Annotated in this window: 16 protein-coding genes and 1 tRNA gene; 6 read left to right on the forward strand and 11 right to left on the reverse strand. The window is 31.3% G+C overall.

Annotation, left to right across the window (positions count from 1 at the left end; genetic code table 11):
* Positions 1-14 precede the first annotated feature (14 nt).
* From HUE53_RS07335 to HUE53_RS07350, 4 genes are all read right to left on the reverse strand, one after another.
* On the reverse strand, positions 15-3935 hold the full coding sequence (locus tag HUE53_RS07335) for a PorP/SprF family type IX secretion system membrane protein (RefSeq protein WP_192188390.1): 3921 nt from the start codon (positions 3933-3935) through the stop codon (positions 15-17).
* An 18-nt stretch (positions 3936-3953) separates the two neighbouring features.
* A complete protein-coding gene (locus tag HUE53_RS07340) occupies positions 3954-5432 on the reverse strand; it encodes a T9SS type B sorting domain-containing protein (RefSeq protein ID WP_192188391.1) in 1479 nt (492 codons plus the stop codon).
* Positions 5433-5533: 101 nt separating this feature from the next.
* On the reverse strand, positions 5534-6817 hold the full coding sequence (locus tag HUE53_RS07345) for a hypothetical protein (protein ID WP_041253238.1): 1284 nt from the start codon (positions 6815-6817) through the stop codon (positions 5534-5536).
* Between the two features lie 73 nt (positions 6818-6890).
* The gene (locus HUE53_RS07350) at positions 6891-7328 is read right to left on the reverse strand and encodes a hypothetical protein (RefSeq protein WP_041253237.1); all 438 of its coding nucleotides are present in this window, start codon (positions 7326-7328) and stop codon (positions 6891-6893) included.
* A 571-nt stretch (positions 7329-7899) separates the two neighbouring features.
* Here HUE53_RS07350 and HUE53_RS07355 point away from each other — a divergent pair.
* Positions 7900-9048 carry a DNA polymerase III subunit gene (locus tag HUE53_RS07355; protein WP_014165851.1) on the forward strand — a complete coding sequence of 383 codons (1149 nt, stop codon included), beginning with the start codon at positions 7900-7902 and terminating at the stop codon, positions 9046-9048.
* Between the two features lie 4 nt (positions 9049-9052).
* On the forward strand, positions 9053-9436 hold the full coding sequence (locus HUE53_RS07360; RefSeq protein WP_014165850.1) for a hypothetical protein: 384 nt from the start codon (positions 9053-9055) through the stop codon (positions 9434-9436).
* Between the two features lie 49 nt (positions 9437-9485).
* On the opposite strand, the gene HUE53_RS07365 is transcribed toward HUE53_RS07360, so the two are convergent.
* From HUE53_RS07365 to HUE53_RS07385, 5 genes are all read right to left on the reverse strand, one after another.
* Entirely contained in the window at positions 9486-10067 is a 582-nt protein-coding gene (locus HUE53_RS07365; RefSeq protein WP_065212850.1) for an OmpH family outer membrane protein, read from the reverse strand.
* A 2400-nt stretch (positions 10068-12467) separates the two neighbouring features.
* Positions 12468-13319, reverse strand: coding sequence for a class I SAM-dependent methyltransferase (locus HUE53_RS07370; RefSeq protein ID WP_014165848.1), 852 nt, complete (start codon positions 13317-13319; stop codon positions 12468-12470).
* 95 nt (positions 13320-13414) lie between these two features.
* On the reverse strand, positions 13415-15286 hold the full coding sequence (mnmG, locus tag HUE53_RS07375; RefSeq protein WP_065212847.1) for a tRNA uridine-5-carboxymethylaminomethyl(34) synthesis enzyme MnmG: 1872 nt from the start codon (positions 15284-15286) through the stop codon (positions 13415-13417).
* 132 nt (positions 15287-15418) lie between these two features.
* Positions 15419-15841, reverse strand: a complete 423-nt coding sequence (gene ybeY / locus HUE53_RS07380) for an rRNA maturation RNase YbeY (protein ID WP_107317447.1) — start codon at positions 15839-15841, stop codon at positions 15419-15421.
* Entirely contained in the window at positions 15828-19187 is a 3360-nt protein-coding gene (locus HUE53_RS07385; protein ID WP_077225559.1) for a DUF4175 family protein, read from the reverse strand. Before HUE53_RS07385 ends, ybeY begins: the two co-directional genes overlap by 14 nt.
* A 171-nt stretch (positions 19188-19358) precedes the next feature.
* Between HUE53_RS07385 and gltX the strand changes: the two genes are divergently transcribed.
* Positions 19359-20861, forward strand: coding sequence for a glutamate--tRNA ligase (gltX, locus tag HUE53_RS07390; RefSeq protein ID WP_107317876.1), 1503 nt, complete (start codon positions 19359-19361; stop codon positions 20859-20861).
* A gap of 115 nt (positions 20862-20976) precedes the next feature.
* Positions 20977-21957 carry an SPFH domain-containing protein gene (locus HUE53_RS07395; RefSeq protein ID WP_014165843.1) on the forward strand — a complete coding sequence of 327 codons (981 nt, stop codon included), beginning with the start codon at positions 20977-20979 and terminating at the stop codon, positions 21955-21957.
* A 201-nt stretch (positions 21958-22158) separates the two neighbouring features.
* Here the strand turns inward: HUE53_RS07395 and HUE53_RS07400 are convergent, their stop codons facing one another.
* Together HUE53_RS07400 and HUE53_RS07405 are read right to left on the reverse strand one after the other, a co-directional pair.
* Positions 22159-22914, reverse strand: a complete 756-nt coding sequence (locus HUE53_RS07400) for a T9SS type A sorting domain-containing protein (protein WP_065212845.1) — start codon at positions 22912-22914, stop codon at positions 22159-22161.
* A gap of 91 nt (positions 22915-23005) precedes the next feature.
* The gene (locus HUE53_RS07405) at positions 23006-24694 is read right to left on the reverse strand and encodes a glutamine--tRNA ligase/YqeY domain fusion protein (protein ID WP_014165840.1); all 1689 of its coding nucleotides are present in this window, start codon (positions 24692-24694) and stop codon (positions 23006-23008) included.
* 118 nt (positions 24695-24812) lie between these two features.
* Here HUE53_RS07405 and folB point away from each other — a divergent pair, with 118 nt between their 5' ends.
* Both folB and HUE53_RS07415 read left to right on the forward strand, forming a co-directional pair.
* Positions 24813-25169, forward strand: a complete 357-nt coding sequence (gene folB / locus HUE53_RS07410; RefSeq protein WP_065212844.1) for a dihydroneopterin aldolase — start codon at positions 24813-24815, stop codon at positions 25167-25169.
* 57 nt (positions 25170-25226) lie between these two features.
* Positions 25227-25297, forward strand: a tRNA-Cys gene (locus tag HUE53_RS07415).
* Positions 25298-25420: the final 123 nt, after the last annotated feature.

Raw genomic sequence — 25420 nt, forward strand, 5'->3', positions numbered from 1 at the left:
ATAATCTAAAATAATTATTTTTCTATTTTAATAATTACCATTTTACCATTATAAGGTTTTTCTCCTTTATTTTTCATAGCTTCATCCGCTTCATTTATTTCATCATAATGTTTACTGTAGATAAAGTAAGTTCCTGTACTTATATCATAAAAGAAATCTATATTTTTTTCTCCTGCTTGTATTGCTTTTTTCACAAAAGCATCACGTCTTGCTTCATCCTTATGAGTAGCTAATACCATATAAAAACCTGCTTTTTCATTAGGTACATTTTTAACAATTTGCATATTCATTTGATCGCTATCTCCATAATCAAAATCTGTTGATTTATAAGCTTGATCCGTTGGAGTTGTGCTTGCCTTAATTTGACTTAAAGTAGCACGATCTTTTTGATATTTAGCAGAAGCATCTTCAAAATTAGCACGTTTAATACGGCGTCTTTTTTCTATTTCCGTTTGAGTCTTAATATCCTCCAATTTAGTAATTAACTGTTTACTCTCTTCCTCTGATCGAGCTTTATCTTGTTTTAATTTTTCTATTGTTTTAAGATAAGACTGGTTAATAACATCATTTTTATTAGGTATTTTTTTCAAACGTTCTGCTGCCAAAGTCTGATATTCCGCAATAAACTGATCTTGTTGTTTTATGTTTAATGCTATTTCACTTTTTAATGATTCTATTGCTTTGTTAGCTTGACTCATGCTCTTAAATTCTACTTCTTGAACAGGAGCTACAATTCCTTTTTCCGAATCATCATTTGCTTTACGCATAGCCATTAATTCTTTCTCTTTTTCTAATACTATACTTTGGAATTTTTTAATTGATTCCGATTGTAATTTTTGAGAATCTTCAATAACGTTTGACAAATTGTCTATTTCTTTATCTTCTGCTGTTTTTAAAGCTTCTTTACGCGCCAATTCCTCAGCCTCTGATTTCTCTTTCGCTAGACGCTCTGATTCTGCTTTCTCACGTGCCAATGCCTCTGCTTTCGCTTTTGCCTCAGCTTCTGACTTTTCTTTCGCTAGACGCTCTGATTCCGCTTTCTCACGTGTCAATGCCTCTGCTTTTGCTTTTGCGTCAGCCTCTGCTTTTTCTTTCGCTAGACGCTCTGATTCCGCTTTCTCACGTGCCAATGCCTCTGCTTTCGCTTTTGCCTCAGCTTCTGACTGTTCTTTCGCTAGACGCTCTGATTCTGCTTTCTCACGTGCCAATGCCTCTGCTTTTGCTTTTGCGTCAGATTCTGCTTTTTCTTTCGCTAGACGCTCTGATTCCGCTTTCTCACGTGCCAATGCCTCTGCTTTTGCTTTTGCGTCAGCCTCTGCTTTTTCTTTCGCTAGACGCTCTGATTCCGCTTTCTCACGTGCCAATGCCTCTGCTTTCGCTTTTGCCTCAGCTTCTGACTGTTCTTTCGCTAGACGCTCTGATTCTGCTTTCTCACGTGCCAATGCCTCTGCTTTTGCTTTTGCCTCAGATTCTGCTTTTTCTTTCGCTAGACGCTCTGATTCTGCTTTCTCACGTGCCAATGCCTCTGCTTTTGCTTTTGCGTCAGCCTCTGCTTTTTCTTTCGCTAGACGCTCTGATTCCGCTTTCTCACGTGCCAATGCCTCTGCTTTCGCTTTTGCCTCTGCTTTCGCTTTTGCCTCAGCTTCTGACTTTTCTTTCGCTAGACGCTCTGATTCCGCTTTCTCACGTGCCAATGCCTCTGCTTTTGCTTTTGCGTCAGCCTCTGCTTTTTCTTTCGCTAGACGCTCTGATTCTGCTTTCTCACGTGCTAATGCCTCTGCTTTTGCTTTTGCGTCAGCTTCTGACTTTTCTTTCGCTAGACGTGCAGCCTCTGCTTTTTCTTTCGCTAGACGCTCTGATTCCGCTTTCTCACGTGCTAATGCCTCTGCTTTTGCTTTTGCGTCAGCTTCTGCTTTTTCTTTCGCTAGACGTGCAGCCTCTGCTTTTGCTTTTGCGTCAGCCTCTGCTTTTTCTTTCGCTAGACGCTCTGATTCCGCTTTCTCACGTGCCAATGCCTCTGTTTTCGCTTTTGCCTCAGCTTCTGACTTTTCTTTCGCTAGACGCTCTGATTCCGCTTTCTCACGTGCCAATGCCTCTGCTTTCGCTTTTGCCTCAGCTTCTGACTTTTCTTTCGCTAGACGCTCTGATTCTGCTTTCTCACGTGCTAATGCCTCTGCTTTTGCTTTTGCGTCAGCTTCTGACTTTTCTTTCGCTAGACGCTCTGATTCTGCTTTCTCACGTGCTAATGCCTCTGCTTTTGCTTTTGCGTCAGCTTCTGACTTTTCTTTCGCTAGACGTGCAGCCTCTGCTTTTTCTTTCGCTAGACGCTCTGATTCCGCTTTCTCACGTGCTAATGCCTCTGCTTTTGCTTTTGCGTCAGCTTCTGCTTTTTCTTTCGCTAGACGCTCTGATTCTGCTTTCTCACGTGCCAATGCCTCTGCTTTTGCTTTTGTGTCAGCTTCTGACTTTTCTTTCGCTAGACGCTCTGATTCTGCTTTCTCACGTGCTAATGCCTCTGCTTTTGCTTTTGCGTCAGCTTCTATTTTAGATTTTACATCAGTTCCTACTTTTTCTTTCGCCAGACGTTCTTGCTCAGCTTTTAGTTTGGCAGCCGCTTCTGCTTTTAGTCGAGCTTCATTAGCTAAACGTTCTTGACGTTGACGTTCAGCCTCTGATAATGCTTTATTTTTATCCTGTTCTGCCCTCAATCGAGCTTCCATTTCTGCTTTTGCTCTAGCTTCTGCTGCTTCTTTTGCTTTTAGGGCATCTAAACGATCTTTTTCTGCCTTTAATCGAGCTTCCATTTCTGCTTTTGCCCTAGCTTCTGCTAATTCTTTTTCTTTTCTTAAACGTTCTGCCTCTAAACGCGCTTTTTCTTGCTGTTGTTTTAACGCTAACTCGGCAGCTCTTTCTTTGGCCAATTCTTGAGGGGTCTTCTTTTTAACAGCAACCGCTTTATCACTTGCCTTAGGATTGGTTTTACTACTTGCTTTTACTATTGGTCGTTCGTCTTCATAATCACCGTACCCCCTCAATTTATAAGCTAATGTGAATTCATGGGATAATCCAAAATTAGAAAAATTTCCTAAAGGTTTTTCAATTCCATAGCCGATAGATAATTTTTTAGCTAATACAAAGCCAATACCTGCATTAATACCATTTAAACTATCGTAGCCAGCTTGAACCCAACCTGCTTTAGGAGCGTTAAAAAGCAATGATGCTCCAAATCCTGTATATCCTGTTCCAATTTCGGCACGCCCTAAAGCTGAAAATTTAGCTCTTTCTAAAATTCCATCACGATCTATATAGCCTGTATACATGGCATGTAATCCAAAATTTTTAGCAGGGTTCCCTTGTACTAATCCAGATGGATTTAAGTTGTAATAAAACAAATTATTGGCTACGATACCGATATCAAAAAAACCTGTGCCAAAATTGATTCCTGGATTAATAGAAATCAAAGAGTATTTAGCTACATTACTTAGAATAGATTCTTGAACGTTTGTTATTATTTTTCCTGAATTGATCCCACTATTAATATAGGCTAGATTTAAACCAAAAGTAAGATTAGAATCTTGAATAATTTCTATATTTCTAGCGAAATTTCCTACCACTCCAAATGTGGAATAAATGTTTTCATTATTTTGGAATAATCCAATTCCATAACCATTTAAATCTTGGAATTTTCCTGATAAACTAAAGAAATAATCGGTTCTTGAATTTTCAAAGCCAATCCATTTTCTTTTATTATAAAAACTTATAAAAGATTCGTCTTCTCTAACATGACTAAAGCTAGGATTTATGATGTATTTATTGAATTTTAAAGAATTTTTAGCTAAAACATCAAATGGTCTAACTCCATTTACTGGTGTTTGACCACTTAGTTCTACTGTAACTAAACTGATTATGAAAAGGCTAAAACTCTTTAATTTCATAGTTTTTTGATATGTAATTTATTTAAGGACAGTTAAAGAACCTTTTTTTAAAGGACTACCATCTTTTGATATAATATAATAATAAATTGGGTTAATATCTTTTACTTCTATAACTGATTCAGGCCAAGAATCATCATAATTTTTCATTTTAAAAACTTCTTTACCATAACTATCTAGAATAAGAACTTCTATTGAGTCATTTTTATATTCTATAGGTAAAATCCATGTATCATTTTCATTATTGCCATCATTTGGACTTATAACATTTGGAATATTTACTGATTCTACTCCTTCTATTATTTTAAATTGTATTGTTTTTGTATAGACGCAACTTGGGTCATTTTGTTTAACCACTAATTTATACAGCCCTTCTTTAAAATTAGCGTCATTAGTAACTGTAAAATTAGCCACTGTACTCGTAGGTGTAGATCCACCTGGTAAAAACCACTCATAAGTTGGATTTATAGCTGTAGTAGTGGCGTTTATATTAATTATTTCACTTTTCTTTAAATAATTTACGGATTTGGCATCAATAGCCAAATTAAAATTGGTAGATTGAAGTGTGATTGTATTAGTAGAAGTAGATTCACAAACAGTTCCTGGGCTAATTACTACTTTATAAACACCAGGATTGGCTGTTTTTAAGCTGTATGAAGTAGCTCCATCAATTTTAACAAAGTTTCCATTTGCTTGAGAATCAATATACCATTGATAGGTTTGTCCAGCTGTTGTACTCAAAGTCGTTGGATTACTAGGACAAACGGTTGTTCCTAAACTAGATGTTATAGAATAAGGAACTGAATTATTTGTAAATGCAACATTCACTTCCTGCGAATAAGCTATAAATCCAACTGTACTATTACAATTTCCGTAATCTATCTGTACACTGTATTTACCTGATTGGGCTATATTTAATTTAGATTCTGTTTCATTAGGTATTACGATACCGTCTTTTTTCCATATATATTTTAATCCTTTGTGTTGCAAAGGGGAGGGGCTCTTTTCGCTTATAGCTAATATTCCATTTGATCCACAAATACTTAAATTACCAGAACCATCGTCTAGAATATTAATTTTATCATTATAAATCCAAAAATAGGCATGAAAAGGTAGAGTAGGAGAACTAGTCATTGCTGGAGAGCTAGTTCTTATTCTTAGTCGATATGATTTTCCTCCTGTAGTAATATTTTCAGGCACTTTAAAGGTTATTTTCCCTGGACTTGTACTTACTTGAGAGGAAAGAATAGTTATAGGGGTTAACTTAGCGAAATCCCCTTCAGGATCAGACATTTCTAGAGTAAATATATTGCTTGGGCTAAAACCATTAAAATCAAAATTAACAGAATAACTATTAAAATTAGAAGATGCACAAATATTTCCAAAATTTTTAGAAGGAGCATTTACAAAAGTTTGTGCTTTATTTTCTAGAATAAAAGAAAATAAAAAAATTGTAAAAAAATATTTGTTAAAAAAATTACAAAATAATGTATGATTCATAAACTTCTAATCTAAATTAATTTTGATCTTAAACTAAATAAATCCACTGGTAGATTTACTGCCAATGGATTTAAAGTATAATACTATAATCTAGAGATAAATTATTTACCAGCAGTAAATTTACCCACTTTTAATCTAAAATCTGGAGATTTAGACTCTACTGGGTTAATAAATAACTCAGCATTAGGTGTTTTTTCATATAAGTTTAAAAACTGAGGATTTCCATAAAAATCTTCTAAATCATCATTATTTGAAGAGTTAGCTAGAAATATATTTCCTTTACAGTTATTAAAAAACACTTCTGAAAAACCTATTTTTTTCAATCCTCCAGCTTCTGGATTAATTTCAGCATCTAAAATTGTTGCAGGAGCAAATCCAGAGATTAAACTTCTTTTTAAACTCAGAGAGGTATTAGCGCCTACGAAAACACCTTCTTTTACCAGTCCACTGGCTAGATCTAAATCAAAACTTTCAGAATTGTTAACTAAAGTACAATTAGTAGCAACAACGTTAGTTGAAGGTTTTGAGAAATCAGCTTCTTCTTTTTTATCATATCCTACTACATTGATGCATCGAGTTCTTGATGCACCTGAATATAATGAATGTCTAATTACTAATGAATTATCTAACTTAACCTGAGCACCTTGATTAAATTTGAAATCATCTCCAGAAACACGTAAAGTAACCATATTTTTAAGGTTTGTATCACCACCTAGAACTTCTATACCGTTTCCAGCAGAAAAACTAGTCATTACATGTTCAATCAATGTTTTGTTACCAACTCCAGCCAGAGTTAGAGCATTGTAATTTTTAAATCCTTTTATTTTTTTACCTGCGAATTCGATTCTTAAAAAACGTAATACCCCAGAATTTGCCATAGGATTAGTTCCTCCATAAATTGTTTGAGCAGGATCTAAGTCATAGTTCATAGACGCAACACCTCCAAATTTATTAATAGGTGCATCATTAAGGATTACTACACCTCCCCAATCGCCTGGTTTTTTAACCGGCTTGTTAGAAGTAAATACAATAGGATCTGTTTCTGTTCCATTTGCTTCCAATCGGGCACCTTTAGAGATAACTAAAGCTCCGTTGGTTTCTGAGTCGCCTTTAATAACGGTTCCAGGCTCAATTGTAAGTGTAACACCTGCAGCTACATAAACAGGACCTTGTAATAAGTAAGTATTCCTTTTTTGCAATGTTTTATTGGCCGTGATCTTTCCGTAGAGAATTTCAGTAGCCTCATTGTATTCCGTTTTAGAAGGTTTAAAATCCGTCCAGTTATTCAACCAGTTAGAGGATCCTATTATACCTTTTTCCTGCTGTGCATTTGCAGTCATTATTGCAAATAAAGCAATCCATTTTAAGTTAAGCAATTTCTTCATCGGGGGTCAAGTTTTTAGAAATTTACGCTAATATAGTAAAATTTTTCTTATTATATATATTTTTTAAAAATTATTATTCATATAATTGATTCAATTCACGCAACATATTTTCATAATAGAGAATAGAAGCTACTAAATTGCCTTTATCCGCATATGGAACCATTGTTGACTGAAAAGCAATTGTTGAGTTAACAAAAGCAACTATGTTTTCTTGTTGTTTATCTAATGCACTATTATTATCAGAAGTGTCTGGAATACCTACATCCTGCATAGTCATACCTGGTTTATTAGTTAAAGCAAGGTAAGGTAATATGTTAACCAGAACTCTGATTCGTTCTTTATACAATTCCAAAAGCTGTCCCTTAGGCATACCGTCCAATTCACTTTTTTCATGGAACTTTTTAATTGCCGCACCACTAGTACTGATGATACTTTTTGGCTTTTTTGCTTGAGCATTTATATTTCCTACTGCGAAAAGCATAAACAAGCTTAAAAAGATAATTTTCTTCATGGTTATTCTTCTAATTTCAGTTATTAAAGTTCTAATTGTTCAAAAATATACTTTTAAATTGAATTAACAATTTTTTATTTGAATTTGTTAACGATTTTAAAAGCAAACTAAAAATAAATGCATTCATTTTTAAACTGTAATACCAAAAGCGTGCCAAAATTTATTTTATCATGAAAAATATATCTTTTAACCTATATAAATTTCGCTAGTAGAGCTAAATTATATCAATACAAATATAGTCTTTTTTTAATTATGTTCTACAATTAATTTGAATTATTATTAAAAATTAACATTTTGTGAACTTATCTAAATTTTTAATATCTTGAAAATCAAAATTGTTACTAAAAATTTAGATTTTTAGTATATTATTTCATAATTTTTCTTTCGTTTTTAAGGATATTATAAATTTATAAATGATAAAAACATCTAAATTTATTTACAAATTTTATATAATAACCGTTTTACAATAATTTTTTATAGCAGCATTAGCATAAATTTACAATAAGTAGGAGAAATGATAAATTTTATCCAAAATAAAAAAAATTATGGATAAGTAATTACTTTTGCTTTTATGTTATTTAAAGAAATAGTAGGACACCAACATGTAAAAAATCATTTATTAATTAGTGCGAGCCACGGGAGGATTCCTCATGCACAATTATTTGTTGGACCAGAAGGTTGTGGCATATTAAGAATAGCTATTGCTTATGCTCAATATATATTATGTCAGAATAAAGATTTTGAAAATCAAGGAGGTATAGATAGTTGTAATATTAAATTTGAACATGTTTCGCATCCTGATTTACATTTTGTTTACCCAACAGTTACAACTGAAGATGTAAAATCGAAGCCTAAAAGTTTGGATTTTTTACCACTTTGGCGAGAATTTTTACAAGAAAAACCATACGGTGGTTTGTTTGATTGGTACGATAAATTAGGTGTAGGGAATAAGCAAGGAGAAATTAGAGTAGAAGATGCCTCAGAAATATTAAAATCATTAGCTCTAAAATCCTATGAAGGAGGGTATAAGATTTTGATTATTTGGATGGCTGATAAAATGAATATCGCTGCTTCAAATAAATTATTAAAATTACTTGAAGAGCCTACAGATAAAACACTTTTCATATTAATTACGGAAAATGAAGAGGATTTATTGCAAACGATCCGTTCAAGATGTCAAGTCATTAATTTTGGAAAATTAAGTGAATCTGCTATCTCTCAGCATTTAGTTGAATATGAAGGAATTGAAGAAAAAGAAGCTATGAAGATTGCCCATAAATCACAAGGTAATTATAATAAGGCTTTACAATTAAGTTCTCATCAAAATGAAGATGCTCCATTTGAACAATGGTTTGTAAATTGGGTCCGAGCTGCATTTAGAGCGAAAGGCAATGCAAGTGCCATACAGGATTTGATAAATTGGAGTGAAGAAATAGCTAAACTTGGAAGAGAAAATCAAAAGAAATTTTTGAGTTATTGCATTGAAATATTTCGCCAAGCCCTTTTATTAAATTATCAAGCTGAAGGCTTAGTTTATTATGAATCTGGGATACAAGGATTTGATTTAAAGAAATTTGCTCCTTTTATTACGGGGCGGAATATACAAGAAATATACAAAGAATTAAATGATGCCATTTATCATATTGAACGTAATGGTAATTCTAAAATTATATTAACTGATTTATCTATAAAACTAACACGTTTAATCCATAAAAATTAACACTATGAACAATTTAGCTAGCTTACTTCTTTTAGCTTTTTTAGCTATTACTTTTCTACAATCAGGATATGATAAATTCATTGATTACCAGGGAAATTTAAATTGGTTAAAAGAACATTTTAAAAATACTTTTTTTGAGGGTATTGTATCTGTTTCTTTAAATATTTTATTAGCATTCGAAATTATAGCTGGCATTCTTTGTATAGTAGGAGGAATAGAATTATTGGTAAACGAAGGTACTACATTTGGTAAATACGGTGCCGTTGTTTCATGTGTAACACTATTAATGCTTTTATTTGGTCAGAGAACAGCCAAAGATTATGATGGGGCAAGAACTATTGTTATTTATTTTATCCCTGCTGTGTTAACCGTGTATATATTGCAATAATTTTACAAATAAAAAAGGGGGCAGTGCATACAGCATTTGCCCCCTTTTTTTATTTTTTAACCTCTTTATTATGAGCTTCTTTTTTAGGTTCTATTTTTTTACCTTCTGAAGTATATTTTTCGTTTAGAGCTTTTACAACTTCTTTGGTTATATCATAGCTATCTTTTGCATATAAAACGCTTGCTGCGTCTCCTGTGCCATATATATAATCATACCCGTTTTTCTTTCCGTAATCTTTGATAAAAGTACGTACTTTTTCAACAACTGAGTCACGTTTAGAACCTCCTTCGGCTTGTAATTGTTGTGCTATAGCTTGTTCTGCATAGGCTAACTGTTGTGAACGTTGTTGTAACTCAGCATATTTTTGTTGTGCCCATGCTTGTCCTTTAGCCATTGCATTTTGCTGAAAGTTAGCTTTTTCTGCTTCTAATTTTCTAGCTTCAACTTCTAACTCACGTCCTTTCACTTCTCCTTTTGTTTTGAATTTGTCCTGTAATTCTTTGGCTTCAGTATAATCTTCCATAAGTTTTACAGTATCTATATAAGCTGTTTTTACCTCTTTAGCTTCGGGTGTTTTATTACACGCTACTACGGCAGATAAAACAACCGCCATCATTACAAGCTTTTTCATTCTAATTGTGATTTATAATTTTTTGTAAAAGTAAACTTTTATTCCAAAATACTCAATACAAAAAATTAATGAATTAATATCATAAAAATAATAAAAAATGAACTATACGATTAAAATAACAAAAACTTATTTAAACAAATTGCACAATAATAATTCTTGATAAAAAACAGCTTAAATAAATTCGTTTTAAACCGTTTTAATTCCTTAAACCACTGTGAGTATACTAACACTAATAAAAACTCTTTAAATGAGTTTTAATGACTTTTTAAGTAAAAATAAAGTCCCTGAAGGGGATCAAAAGTCTAAAATAACTTAAAAAAGAATTTTAACTATTTCATTGAATAAATAATTTAAAGAAAAAGAGGAAAAATACATAAATAAATAAAATTGATACAAATAACAAAAACTATAAATTGTAATAATTCTATGCCGTTTTAAAAAAAAGAGTATTTTTAGGTAATATTTTTCTATTATTAAATGCCTTTGGTAAAAAGTTAGTGATTCTGACTTTTTAGAATATTCGATTTTAAAAAAACAATATTTAAAATACCTTAAATAAACTCGTTTCAAAGCTCTTTTAAAACAATATCTATACCTAAATTCATAAATAACATATAACGCCTTACAGTTAATTTAAATAGTATTTAAAAGATAATATCTTATACGAAGCATATCTTAAAAGGTAACAGTCATTTTTAAAGGAAAAAATTAAAATTTCACGTGGAACAAAGTAGTTAAATTATTATGGTTAAAAATGAGGAAATCCTAAAAGATCGCAATGTTGTCATTCTCCCTTTGGTAGAAGTGACAAACTAAACATTAAGTTACTACTTTTTAGATAGCACAACTCTTTAAAAAATTAGATTAATGGAATTATAAAAAAGAAAACCTGATAAGGTTATAAATTTCATAAATTTCTTAGCATTGTTCTTTTAGCTCTTATAGATTCACAAGAATACCGTTTAAAATATACTGGGGTAAAACTAAAGTTCTTGATACTTTTTTCCATTTTGTTTCAAAAACAACTCGAACTGAGGGTTGAGTATATAATCGTAATCATCGTCAACTAGAGTGCAAAGCGTATCGAGAGCTAACACTAATTTTTGTAGGTGTACTATTTTTAAACCCAGATTACGCATTAAAAATTTATTACAGATAAAAACGACTTCATTTTTTGTTCTCAAGGTGATAAAACTACAGTTTTGGTAAAAAAAGCTGTTTATTCTTAACTTCTTTGTCTTTTTTATCTTGATCCGAAAGGCTAACGCATAATTTGGGTTAATTATAAAAGTATTTCTTTTGTCCTTTTATCTTCATAGTAAAGTATAACGCGAAATCAGAAATAAAGTAGGGTTGATGTGTTTAAATAATTAATTGACATGTAAAATCATTCTATAAAAAATTCCACGTGGAACAAATAGTATAAAATTCTTTTTTAGATAATGAGAATATAAAGTCTTATTTTGAATTTCACGTGGAACATTTTATAAAAACAACCATAAAAATCCTTTTTTGAATGAAAAAAGTTATTTTTTGAATAAAAATATAGTTTTTTAAAGTAAAGAATAGAGAGTAAAGAATAGAGAGTAAAGAATAGAGAGTAAAGAATAGAGAGTAAAGAATAGAGAGTAAAGAATAGAGAGTAAAGAATAGAGAGTAAAGAATAGAGAGTAAAGAATAGAGAGTAAAGAATAGAGAGTAAAGAATAGAGAGTAAAGAATAGAGAGTAAAGAATAGAGAGTAAAGAATAGAGAGTAAAGAATAGAGAGTAAAGAATAGAGAGTAAAGAATAGAGAGTAAAGAATAGAGAGTAAAGAATAGAGAGTAAAGAATAGAGAGTAAAGAATAGAGAGTAAAGAATAGAGAGTAAAGAATAGAGAGTAAAGAATAGAGAGTAAAGAATAGAGAGTAAAGAATAGAGAGTAAAGAATAGAGAGTAAAGAATAGAGAGTAAAGAATAGAGAGTAAAGAATAGAGAGTAAAGAATAGAGAGTAAAGAATAGAGAGTAAAGAATAGAGAGTAAAGAATAGAGAGTAAAGAGTAAAGAGTAAAGAGTAAAGAGTAAAGAGTAAAGAGTAAAGAGTAAAGAGTAAAGAGTAAAGAGTAAAGAGTAAAGAGTAAAGAGTAAAGAGTAAAGAGTAAAGAGTAAAGAGTAAAGAGTAAAGAGTAAAGAGTAAAGAGTAAAGAGTAAAGAGTAAAGAGTAAAGAGTAAAGAGTAAAGAGTAAAGAGTAAAGAGTAAAGAGTAAAGAGTAAAGAGTAAAGAATAAATTAGTTAAAATTAAAACTAAGTCTTTTAAAAAAGATAGGGAAGAGGCAGAAAACTTATACTATAAAAATAATTTGGTATAGAAAAGCGAATCAATTGATTCGCTTTTCTATACCAAATTATTTGATTTAATTAATTGTCGTTTTTTACGATGTAAATATGAGAGGAAAATTCTTTTTTAGCACCAGCCTTAATATTTGATTTTAATCCAATCCAAAAAGCTTTTAAAAAATTCATTTTACCTGTTTTATATTTCTCAGATAAAAGTGAAACATAAAAACTATCAAAAATCATAGGGTGAATTTGAATAACCTTCATTTTAGTTTGACCAAATAATTTTTCTATGCTTTTTTTAGAAAAATGCCATAAATGTCTAGGTGCGTCATAAGCTGCCCAATATTCCCCATAATATTCTGCATCATAGGATTTGTAATTAGGAACAGCAATTACTAAAGTTCCATTGGGTTTTAATAAACGTTTTAATTCTTGAATTTGTTCTTCTAAATTAGGTACATGTTCTAAAACATGCCACATTGTAATAAGATCTACAGAATAATCGGATATTGATTGGGTAGCATCTACTAATTCTATTCCTTTTGATAAAGCTAAATTTCGAGCGTTGGTATTAGGTTCAAATCCTTTTGTTATCCAACCTGCATTTTTTGCAGTAACTAAAAAATCACCTGTTCCAGCACCTATATCCAGAAGAACTCCTTTTGTTTTATGAATGCTACTAACTAAAGCTACTTTCTTTATTAAAGCATACGATTTCACTAAATGGTATAAACGTTCAAATAAAGAACGTTTACCATCTGTATGCGAAATATAGTCTTCGCTTTCATAATAAAATCCTAAACGCTCTAAAGAGGGTTGAGGATGTGTTTTTAATAATTCCGTTTCAGGATCTAATAATAAATTAAAATTTTCATTAGAAACGGAATGGTCTTTTACTTTTATGTAACTATTTTGTTCTGAAAAATTCATTTGTATAATAAAACTTTGGTTTAAAAAAGAATATTTAGTTTTCAAGAAAGTTCCACGTGAAACAAAATATTCTTTTATTTTAAATCTTTAAAAGGTTATCTCCCCATGTAAACTAACATAACAGAAATATCATTAGGGGATACACCGCTAATACGTGATGCTTGTGATATAGTAACTGGACGTATTTTTTTTAGTTTTTCACGTGCTTCGTAGGACAAAGATTTTAATTGATCGTAATCAAAATTATCAGGAATACGGATATTTTCTAAACGATGCAATTTTTCAGCATTAGCACGTTCTTTTTCTATATAGCCTGAATATTTAACTTGTATTTCTGATTGTTCTATAACTTCTTGATCTAAATTATTAGAAGCTACATAATCTTTAACTTTTTCAAATTTCATCATATCCTCCATTTCTATTTGAGGGCGAGAAAAAATCTTAAACATTTTATCTCCTTGGGTAATAGGAGAACTTAGCTTAGCTTCTAAAACAGGATTTGCTTCTTTTATTGAAACTGATGTTTCTCTAAAAAAAGCAACCATTTTTTCAGCTTCATTAAATTTATATTCCATTCGTTTTAATCGTTCTGAACTTGCCAGACCTATTGCGTGTGATTTAGGTGTCAAACGATAATCAGCATTATCTTGACGAAGTAAGGTTCTATATTCTGCACGAGATGTAAACATACGATAAGGTTCTTCTGTACCTTTCGTTATTAAGTCATCTATTAATACTCCTATATAGGCTTCGTCTCTTTTTAAGGTAAATTCTTCACGTTCTTGCGCTTTTAAAGCAGCATTTATACCCGCCATTAAACCTTGAGAAGCTGCTTCTTCATATCCTGTAGTACCATTTATTTGTCCTGCAAAATACAAACCAGAAATTATTTTCGTTTCTAGAGTATGTTTTAATTGGGTAGGAGGGAAGTAATCATATTCTATTGCATACCCTGCTCTAAAAAATTTTACCTTTTCAAAACCTTCTACTGAACGCAAAGCTTTAAACTGAACATCCTCAGGAAGGGAAGTAGAAAATCCATTTACGTAAACTTCAACAGTATTCCATCCTTCTGGTTCAACAAAAAGTTGATGGCGATCTTTATCGGCAAAACGGTTAATTTTATCTTCTATAGATGGGCAATAACGAGGACCTAAAGATTTAATTCTACCATTAAACATAGGAGATCGATCAAAACCTTCACGCAACAATTCATGCACTAAAGGAGAGGTGTAAGTCATATAACAATCACGCTGTTTTACCAAAGACTTTGTAGAATCGGAAAAAGAAAACTTAGCTGGATTTAAATCTCCTGGTTCTACACGCATTTTAGAATAATCTAAAGAACGACCATCTACACGAGGCGGTGTACCTGTTTTCATACGACCGGCTTGAAACCCTAAACGAACTAAATCTTCGGTTATACCATAAGAAGCACTTTCACCAGCTCTACCACCCCCAAATTGTTTCTCACCAATATGAATCAAACCATTTAAAAAAGTACCATTTGTTAGAACAACTGTCTTAGCGTAAATAGATAATCCTATAGCAGTTTTAACCCCTATCACACGTTCTTTTTCAGTAATCAAACCAACAACCATTTCTTGATAAAAATCAAGATTAGGTGTTTGCTCTAACATTAAACGCCATTCTTCTGAAAAACGCATACGATCACTCTGACAACGCGGAGACCACATTGCGGGTCCTTTTGATTGATTTAGCATTTTAAACTGAATTGCTGTCTTATCAGACACTATACCAGAATACCCTCCTAAAGCATCAATTTCACGAACGATTTGTCCTTTTGCAATTCCACCCATAGCTGGATTACATGACATCTGTGCTATATTCTGAAGACTCATTGTAACCAACAAAGTCTTAGAACCTAAATTAGCAGCTGCAGCTGCAGCCTCACAACCAGCATGTCCAGCCCCTACCACAATTACATCATAATTTTCTACAAACATTATATATCTTTAAAATAATTACTTTTACATATAACTTTTTCTTTCTTTAAACTGTTTCACGTGAAACAGTTTAAAGAAAGAAAAAGTTCCACGTGAAACAAATTTTATTTGTTTCACGTGGAACTAAAGCCGTTAATCACGTTTCACGTGAAACATTTTTATTTTCTCATCTTCTTTTAATCGCATCGTTTCTTCTTCTTCCGAACTCTTGTCTTTGTATCCACAATAATGCAATACTCCATGAATAATAACTCTCTTTAATTCTTCTTCAAAAGAAACACCTAAACTACTAGCATTTTCTTTTACACGGTCAATAGATATAAAAATATCACCAGCAATTAAGCCTTCTTCTGTGTAATCAAAACTTATAACATCTGTATAGTAATCATGATCTAAATATTGCTTATTAATTTGTAATAAATATTCATCATCACAGAAGATGTAATTAATTTCGTTTAACTCCTTATCCTCAGATTTTACAACAGATTCAATCCACTCAGTATAACCTATCTCATTCTCTAACAAGAAATTAGTTTCGTAATTATAATTTATCATTTTGTTTAAAATATTCTTGAATACGTTTATTAAATTGCGAGCGCAAAGGTAAGCTTTGTCTATTTAATATTTCTATACTATTTAAATATTCTTGTAACTTTTGCGGTAGGGTAGAAGAGGTGTTTTGAAATTCTCTTTTATTAGTAATCCCTTCTCTTTTATTATCTTGGTTTTGTTCTTGTGCTGCTTCCTGTAATTTTAATAGTTCGTATTTTAATTGCAATGCTTTTTGTACTAACTGTTGATTGAATCCTTTAGTTATTAATTGTTTTTCTAGCTGTTTCATTTGATCTATAGCATTCTGTCCTTGTACTCCTAAACCTTGTTTGTTTAATTCTTTTTCTAAAGCATCTCGTAATTGTTGCTGCTCTTTTAGAACATCTATAATATCTTTTGCATTCCCTTCACCATTTTCACCTGAATTATTTTGTTTTGAATTTCCTCCTTTAGAATTTGAATTTCCTTGAGTACCTGACTTGTTACCTCCTGCTTCTTTCCCTTCACCTTCGCCATTACCAGAGGATCCAGAAGAGCTAGGTTTTTGTGATTTACCTTTTCCCATCTTTTTCATCAACTCCTCTTGTTTCATAATAATATCTGGTAATTGCATACCTGATCCTTGTCCTTTTCCAGGACTAGGAGTCCCTTGCCCTGATCCTGATCCTGACATAGACATTTGCATATTATCTAAAACATCGGCTAATAAATTAGCTAAATTATTGGCACCAGTAAACGTATATTGTTGACTAGATACTCCACGCGATATTTGATTTTCTGTAAAATAATCTATGGATTTATCTAAGTTGTAATAAATAGTTCCCACTTCTTTAGTCACTTTTTCTCCAATTTTAGGATTACGTAATGACAGGGCAAATAGACTATCGTCTACATGTTTGAATTGATTTTTCAAATCTTGCTGTGTCTTAATGTGTTTAGAAAATGAAGAAGATGAACCATTAATACTTTTAAAATTATTCATTAACTTTTCTTCTGAAAAAGAAAATTCAAGTAGGTTGTCTACAATTTGTCTAAGCATTTTTATATCCTCACTCATTTGTTCTTTATCACCACCTTGCATATCCTTCTCAATTGATTGTGCCATCTGACGCATTTTACGCGAAGCACTTTTTTGTTTAGCACTAGCCTTAGAATTATTTTTAGCTTTTAACTCATTACTTGCACCCTTCATATCTGTATCAATACTCTTTTGTTTTTCATTATCAGAAGGAATTGAAAGAGGTTTTTTTAATTCTTTATTTTCCTTATCCAAATCGTTTAATTCTTTTTGTAAACGATCAAAAGAAGAATTTAACTCTTCTTGTTGTTTTTCATTATTGTCTTTACTAGTAGATAATTGTTCTTGTTTATCAGCCAATTTTTCTAATTTATCTACCAGTTGTTTTGCTTTTTGTTCAATATAATAACGCTTCGTCAATTCTACTAACTGCTCTAAACTTTTAGATTGATTCTTAGATTTTTGCTGAAATTTTTCTATCTTATCAAATAACTCTTCATGCTGTAATTTTTCGTTTAGTTCTTTTAATTCATCTAACAATTTTTTGTTTTTATCTAAATCTTTTTGAACGTTATCTAAACGTTTTTCTAATTCTTCTTTTTTAGGATCTTTAGAAGTGGGTTTAAATTGATCTAAATTTTCTTTTATTTTTTCAGCGTAATTTTTTAATACTTCTTCTTGTTGCTTTTGACGTTTGATAAAATCATTTACTTTCTGTTGTTCTTTATAATCTAATTCTTTTTTTTCTTTACCTACTTGTTGCAGTTTTTCTAATTCTGATTGTTGTTTGTCTTGCAATTTTAAAGATTTTGAAAGACTATTAATATGATCATTTTGTTGTTGTAAAAATTCTTCTTGTTTTTCTTGCTCTGTTGATTCACGGTGAGAAAAAACAGAAGACTTAGAAATCTTAAAACCATTTAAAGCATCATTATCTGAAATTTCAAAATAATATTCATACTGAACTCCTGCTTTAATAGGAAGAGAACTAGGAAAGCTAAAAACAAATTTATCATATACACCTTGTTTAAAAGATAAAATCCCTCGTTTTGCCTCATGTACTTTACCTTTAGGGAAATAGATAATACTCAAACGATGAAACCCGTAATCATCTGCAATTTGACCTACTACGTAAGGTTTAGAAATATGTAAACTATCAGGTGTGTTATCAATTTTAATAGTTGGGTATTGGTCTTTAATAACATTTAAAGAATAAGTTAATTTTTCGAAGTTTTTAACTGATTTATTTGAAGTAACTATTTGATAATCTGAATTTTGATTGATTTTTTTAACTAAGATAAAACTATTATTCTGCCAATTGAAGTTACTCAAATACTTATTTATATTCATCTGAACTAACTCGGTAGATTGAGCCTTAATTGTCCAAGTTATAGTGGTCCCTTCTGGAATAATGGCATTACCTGTACCTCTAATTAATTCAGGTTTTTTACCCAAATAACTTGGGAAATTTAATACCATTTGAAAATCAGTAATAGCAGGAATAGGATTTACTTTTAAATGATAGTTTTTACTAATTACTTCATTTGATTGAATGTAAAATTTTGCATCGGCTAAAGGATTTTCAAATGTGTATTGAAAAGTACCTGGAGCAGTATTTTCCATAAAATATTGTTCATTACCAATAACAATAATTGCTTTGTCTGGATTTACTTTTCCTTTCGAAAAAACAGTTAAAGTAAAATCTTTATTTTGTTGTGTTACCAATGAATCTTTAATATATAATTCAAATGGAGCAGGAGGGGAGAAGTGTTTATTATAATTAACAACACGATTCATACCTTGAGCCAAATATTCTTCTTTCCCTGAAATCATAAAAAATAAAATAATCAGAAAAGGAATTAATGCTAAAGGAATGTATTTTTTATTCTTTTTAAAATCTATTGCCTTTGTAAAAGGTATAGGTTGTAAACTTTTTGCTTTTTGATCTATAGAAGCTAATAATAATTCAGATTGATTAGCATCTTTTACTAACTGTAAGAAATTAACTAATTTATCATTTACTTCATTAAAATGTTTACCTATTATAAAAGAAGCCTGTTCATAACTCAATCCTTGTTTAAGCTTAAATAATTTAAATAACGGAATGATTATAAAACGAATTAATAAGAAGCATTCTACTAGAATAAACAATCCAAATAAAATACTTCTTCCAATAGGCTGTAACCAAAGAAAATATTCGATAAAGTTGGTAATTAAAAAATAGAGCAAACCTAATCCTATAAAAAATAAGCTACCACGAAGCAATTCATTGGTATAATATTTCTTAATAAAACTTTCTAACTTAGCAAATATGAGTTGTTTTGATTCCAAAATTCAATACTTTAATTATAACCCATAAAGTTAGTAAATTATCAAATACAATAGCAATACTCAAAATCAAACAAATATGTAAAGAGTATGATGTATCTTTGTAAAACACATTGCCTCTTAACTAGACTCAAAATGATGCTTTGTGTAATAAATAACAAAAACAATAAAAAAATGTCAAAGCCAGTTAGAGTGCGTTTTGCACCCAGTCCAACAGGACCTTTACATATAGGCGGTGTAAGAACAGCCTTATTTAATTATTTATTCGCTAAAAAACATAACGGGACATTCTATCTACGAATAGAAGATACAGATCAAACTCGTTTTGTTCCTGGAGCAGAAGCTTATATTTTTGAAGCTCTAGAATGGTTAGGAATAGCTCCCGATGAAACGGTAGGGAAAAATGAAAAATTTGGTCCTTATCGCCAAAGCGAACGTAAGGCAATGTATAAACAATATGCTGACGAATTAATTGAAAAGGGGTGGGCTTATTATGCTTTTGATACAGCTGAAAAACTAGATGAACTAAGAAAATCTACGGAAACTAATGGTCAAACTTTTATATACAATCATACCGTTCGAGAAACTTTAGATAACTCCTTAACTATATCAAAAGAAGAAATAGAAAAACGCATAGCTAATGGTGATGCTTATGTTGTACGTTTTAAAACTCCAGTTAATCAAATATTAGAATTGAAAGATATTATCCGTGGGGATATAAAATTTGATACTAACCTATTAGATGATAAAGTATTATTTAAAAGTGATGGCATGCCTACTTATCACTTAGCTAATATTGTTGATGACCATTTAATGGAAACTTCACATGTTATTCGTGGCGAAGAATGGTTACCTTCATTGCCATTACATATTTTATTATATAATGCTTTTGGTTGGGAAGCTCCGGAATTTGCACACTTACCATTAATATTAAAACCAGTAGGCAATGGCAAATTATCCAAACGTGATGGTGATAAAATGGGATTCCCCGTATTCCCATTAGAATGGAAAACAGAAGAAAATACTTCTATGGGGTACCGTGAAAATGGTTTCTTCCCAGAAGCTGTAGTAAATTTCCTTGCTTTGTTAGGTTGGAATGATGGTACAGAACAAGAAATCTTTTCATTAGAAGAATTAATAAACAAATTTGATTTAGCGCGTGTAAATAAATCGGGAGCTAAATTTGACCCTGAAAAAAACAAATGGTTCAATCATCAGTATTTATTAGGGAAAAGTGATAACTCACTAACTAATAGTTTTGCTAAGGAATTAGAAAAAAGAGGGATTACAACTTCCTTAGATTTGGAAAGAATTGTTTCCTTAAACAAAGAACGTGCAAATTTTGTAACTGATTTATGGGATTTAACTGATTATTTCTTTGTAGCCCCTACATCTTATGATGAAAAAGGTTTAAAAAATTGGAAAGAAGAAACTCCTGAATTATTAAAACAATTGATTGCGGTTTTAGAAGAAATTTCAGATTTTACAAGTGCAACCATCGAAACATTAGTAAAAGAATGGTTGACAGCTAATGAAATTGGGATGGGTAAAGTAATGCAACCCTTCCGATTAAGTTTAGTAGGAAAAATGATGGGACCCCATTTATTTGATATTGTAGAGATTCTTGGAAAAGAAGAAACTATTAAACGTTTAAAAAGAGCTATAACAAGTATATAAAAGTATAACCCTCAGCAAATGCTGGGGGTTATACTTTTATAAATTAAAATAATATGTGTAACAAAAGTTTACTTGGCACGTATAAATAAATATTTAACAAACTAATTTTTTTATTATGAATTCATTATTTATTCTTTTTATCCTCTTTGGATTTATTTTATTAATATCATCCTTCTTCACTGTAAAACAACAAACGGCTGTTGTTGTGGAACGTTTTGGTAAATTTAATAGCATTAGACAATCTGGTTTGCAAATTAAAATTCCAATTATTGATCGTATAGCTGGACGTGTAAATTTAAGAATACAACAATTAGATGTGGTTATTGAAACTAAAACAAAAGATAACGTATTTGTTAAAATGAAAGTTTCAGTACAGTTCAAAGTAATTCAAGAAAAAGTATACGATGCTTTTTATAAATTAGAATATCCTCACGATCAAATTACCTCTTATGTATTTGATGTAGTTCGAGCAGAGGTACCTAAACTTATTTTAGATGATGTTTTTGTACGTAAAGACGATATTGCTGTAGCTGTAAAACGCGAATTAAATGAAGCAATGACTACTTATGGATATGACATTATAAATACCTTAGTTACTGATATTGATCCAGATATACAAGTAAAAAATGCTATGAATCGTATTAATGCAGCTGATCGCGAAAAAACGGCTGCTGAATATGAAGCAGAAGCACAACGCATTCGAATCGTAGCTAAAGCTAAAGCGGAAGCAGAAAGCAAACGCTTACAAGGACAAGGTATTGCAGATCAACGTCGTGAAATTGCACGTGGCTTAGTAGAAAGCGTAGATGTATTAAATAAAGTGGGTATTAATTCACAAGAAGCCTCCGCACTTATTGTGGTAACTCAACATTATGATACTTTACAAGCTATTGGTAGTGACACCAACTCTAACTTAATTTTATTACCTAACTCACCACAAGCTTCAACCGATATGTTAAACAATATGGTAGCAAGTTTTTCAGCAAGTAATCAAGTAGGAGAAGCTATGAAATTAGGAGCTAAAAAGAAGCAAGAGCAAGATAAAAAGTTTCCAAAAGAAAATTTTGGAGATCATAACTCTGAGGAAACTATTTAAAAAATAAAAAAGTGGTCAAATGACCACTTTTTTATTTTAAAGCTTTTTAAGAGACTATTATACTAATAGTAATAAAATCACCTTATCTATTTTTTTTTATTGCTTAAATTAAAAATATAAAAGCCAAAATAATAAAATAAAATCTATTAATTTTTAAAAACAATAAAAAAAACCTATAATAATAAAAAACTATTAAAAGTACTAATTCTTAATAATTTTCATAATACTTCTTTTATCGTTTTCAAAAAACACATCTAAAAAATAATGGCCTTGCTCTAACTTATTAATATCAATCGAAGAAAAAGAATAAGGCAATTCTAACGTTCTTCCATTAATATCATAAGAAATAACTTTTTTAATTTTTTCTGTAGTATCTACAAAAACATTTGTCTGAGCAGGATTAGGATAATGGTTAACTGAAATAGGTTTAAAATTTTCAGTACCTAAAGTTTCGCCTACGTTAATACTCTGACCTGGCACATTATTATAAGCATAACTTTTAAGAGTAATAACTCCATTAGCCGTACTATTAACTAATAACCAACCATAATATTTAACCCCCGAAATTTTGAAAAAACATCCAATATAAGAATCTCCTATAGGAAATTTTTCATTTGGATTAGCCCAATTAGGATTAATGTAAGCATCGCCTTGCGCATCAAAACTACTTGAATTTGAGATAGTTGAACCAAGAGCTAAAGATTTAATAATATCCCAACCATGACCACTAGCTAAAGTGCCTGTACCAATAAAATTAACATCTGTAGGGTTAAAAAAACTACCTACAGAACCTCCCATTTCTTGAAAACTAAACTCTGAAACTGCATCATTATTAAAATCAATATCAAGAGATGCATTAGGTGTAAATGTAAAATCAGCTATGTCACGAACAATAATATTTGCTTGTGATTGTACATACATAAAAAGGCAAAAAATGCCAGAAGTAATTTTTTTCATAGATCAACATATTAAATTAATGATATTAAAAGTAATAAAAAAAGAGCTCAATTTAATCATTAAGCTCTTTAAAAAATAAATATCTATTTAACTATTCTTCTTTACTTTCAACCTTTGCCCAAGTATCTTTTAAACCAACTGTTTTGTTAAAAACAAGCTGATTTTCAGTAGAATCCTTATCTACACAGAAGTAACCTAAACGTTGAAACTGAAAATGTTCTAATTCCTTTGCTGAAGCTAAACTAGGCTCTAAATATCCTTTAATAACCGCTAAAGAATTTGGATTGATAAACTCTTTAAAATCAACTTCTTTGTTTCCATCTGGATTTTCATGCGTAAATAAACGATCATAAACACGAACTTCAGCTTCAATAGCATGGTTAGCTGAAACCCAATGAATAGTCCCTTTTACTTTACGTTTAGAAGCTTCTGAGCCACTTCCTGAACGTGAGTCCGCGTCATACGTAGCGTGAATTTCTATAATATTACCTGCCTCATCTTTAATAACAGACTCCGCTTTAATAATATACGCATTTTTTAAACGTACTTCTCCGTCTAATTTCAAACGGAAAAACTTTTTATCAGCTTCTTCTTTAAAGTCCTCTCTTTCAATATATAATACTTTAGAAAAAGGTACTTTTCTAAAAGTCAATACTTCTTCTTCTGGATTATTTTCAGCTTCTAACCATTCTTCTTGACCTTCAGGATAGTTCGTAATTACCAATTTTACAGGATCTAAAACCGCCATGACACGTGGTGCAGTCTTATTTAAATCTTCACGCACACAGAACTCTAATAATGAAACATCTATCAAATTCGTACGTTTAGCAATACCAATGGTTTTAGCAAAATTACGTATTGAAGCTGGCGTATAACCACGACGACGCATCCCAGAAATGGTACTCATACGAGGATCATCCCAAGCGGTTACATGTCCTTCTTGTACTAATTGTAATAATTTACGTTTAGAAACTACAGTATGCGATAAGTTTCTACGAGCAAATTCACGTTGTTTCGGACGTGTTTTTGAACTATCATAAATATTATCTAAAAACCAATCATACAACTCTCTGTGAGGCAAGAATTCAAGCGTACAGAACGAATGCGAAATCTGTTCTATATAATCACTTTCACCATGAGCCCAATCGTACATAGGATAGATACACCATTGATTAGCCGTACGATGATGGTGTTCGTGCATGATACGATACATCAAAGGATCACGCATCAACATATTAGGCGATGCCATGTCTATTTTGGCACGTAATACATAGGAACCGTTAGGAAATTCACCGTTTTTCATACGGTTGAATAAATCTAAATTTTCTTCCACGGAACGGTCACGATTTGGACTATTTACTCCTGGCTGGGTAGGCGTACCTTTTTGTTTTGCCATTTCTTCCGAAGACAAATTATCAACATAAGCCTTGCCCTTTTTGATTAAAACAACAGCCCAGTCATATAATTCTTGAAAATAATCAGAAGCATAACATTCTTTATCCCATTGAAAACCAAGCCATTCTACATCTCGTTTGATTGCATCTACATATTCCTGTTCTTCTTTAGAAGGATTGGTATCATCAAAACGAAGGTTAACGGGTGCGTTATAATCTAATCCCAAACCAAAATTCAAACAAATAGCACTGGCATGACCGACATGCAAATAACCATTAGGTTCTGGTGGAAAACGGAAACGTAATTTATCTTGTAACAAACCATTTTTTAAGTCTTCTTCAATGATCTGTTCTATAAAATTCAAAGATTTTTCAGTATTTGACATGGTAATTTTTATACTTTTGACAAAGATAGAAAAAAGAGTTTATAAGTTTAGATGTTTAAAAAGTTTAGAAGACAAACGTTATCATATACACTTATAAATTCCTAAACTTTTAAACAAAATGGGAGTTATAAAATTAAAAAACATACGTACTTTTTCCTATCATGGTTGTTTAGTAGAAGAAAGTAAAATAGGTAGTAACTATCGAGTAGATCTTGAAATAGAAGCAGATTTAACAAAATCTGCTCTAAGTGATCAATTAGTAGACACTGTAGATTATGTACATTTAAACAAAATAGTAGTAGAAGAAATGGCGATTCGATCAGAACTTTTAGAGCATGTAGCCAAAAGAATTATCGACCGAACTCTAAATGAACTGCTATTAGTAGAAAAAGTTACGGTAGAAGTAGCAAAAATTAATCCTCCTATAGGTGGTGACGTTCAAGAAGTTACTATTTTAATAACAAAAAAAAGATAAACTTTTAGCGAGAATTCTTTTAAAATATAAACTTTTCATTATATTTGCATCCGCAATGGCGTCGTGGCCGAGCGGCTAGGCACCGGTCTGCAAAACCGTCTACCCCGGTTCGAATCCGGGCGATGCCTCAAAACCTTTCAATTTTTTGGAAGGTTTTTTTATATCCTCGCATTTCAACTTCTTTTTAATTTACTTAAATTATCAATCCCACAATTTTTTGACTTGATCCCCTTTTGTTCTTGATCCCTAAA

Source organism: Flavobacterium columnare (genome assembly GCF_014844295.1).
GTDB classification, from domain to species: Bacteria; Bacteroidota; Bacteroidia; order Flavobacteriales; family Flavobacteriaceae; genus Flavobacterium; species Flavobacterium columnare.

Excerpts from the sequence above, each read along its gene's own strand:
- HUE53_RS07335 (WP_192188390.1), bottom strand. The coding sequence starts at position 3,935 with ATGAAATTAAAGAGTTTTAGCCTTTTCATAATCAGTTTAGTTACAGTA.
- HUE53_RS07340 (WP_192188391.1), bottom strand. The coding sequence starts at position 5,432 with ATGAATCATACATTATTTTGTAATTTTTTTAACAAATATTTTTTTACA.
- HUE53_RS07345 (WP_041253238.1), bottom strand. The coding sequence starts at position 6,817 with ATGAAGAAATTGCTTAACTTAAAATGGATTGCTTTATTTGCAATAATG.
- HUE53_RS07350 (WP_041253237.1), bottom strand. The coding sequence starts at position 7,328 with ATGAAGAAAATTATCTTTTTAAGCTTGTTTATGCTTTTCGCAGTAGGA.
- HUE53_RS07355 (WP_014165851.1), top strand. The coding sequence starts at position 7,900 with ATGTTATTTAAAGAAATAGTAGGACACCAACATGTAAAAAATCATTTA.
- HUE53_RS07360 (WP_014165850.1), top strand. The coding sequence starts at position 9,053 with ATGAACAATTTAGCTAGCTTACTTCTTTTAGCTTTTTTAGCTATTACT.
- HUE53_RS07365 (WP_065212850.1), bottom strand. The coding sequence starts at position 10,067 with ATGAAAAAGCTTGTAATGATGGCGGTTGTTTTATCTGCCGTAGTAGCG.
- HUE53_RS07370 (WP_014165848.1), bottom strand. The coding sequence starts at position 13,319 with ATGAATTTTTCAGAACAAAATAGTTACATAAAAGTAAAAGACCATTCC.
- mnmG (WP_065212847.1), bottom strand. The coding sequence starts at position 15,286 with ATGTTTGTAGAAAATTATGATGTAATTGTGGTAGGGGCTGGACATGCT.
- ybeY (WP_107317447.1), bottom strand. The coding sequence starts at position 15,841 with ATGATAAATTATAATTACGAAACTAATTTCTTGTTAGAGAATGAGATA.
- gltX (WP_107317876.1), top strand. The coding sequence starts at position 19,359 with ATGTCAAAGCCAGTTAGAGTGCGTTTTGCACCCAGTCCAACAGGACCT.
- HUE53_RS07395 (WP_014165843.1), top strand. The coding sequence starts at position 20,977 with ATGAATTCATTATTTATTCTTTTTATCCTCTTTGGATTTATTTTATTA.
- HUE53_RS07400 (WP_065212845.1), bottom strand. The coding sequence starts at position 22,914 with ATGAAAAAAATTACTTCTGGCATTTTTTGCCTTTTTATGTATGTACAA.
- HUE53_RS07405 (WP_014165840.1), bottom strand. The coding sequence starts at position 24,694 with ATGTCAAATACTGAAAAATCTTTGAATTTTATAGAACAGATCATTGAA.
- folB (WP_065212844.1), top strand. The coding sequence starts at position 24,813 with ATGGGAGTTATAAAATTAAAAAACATACGTACTTTTTCCTATCATGGT.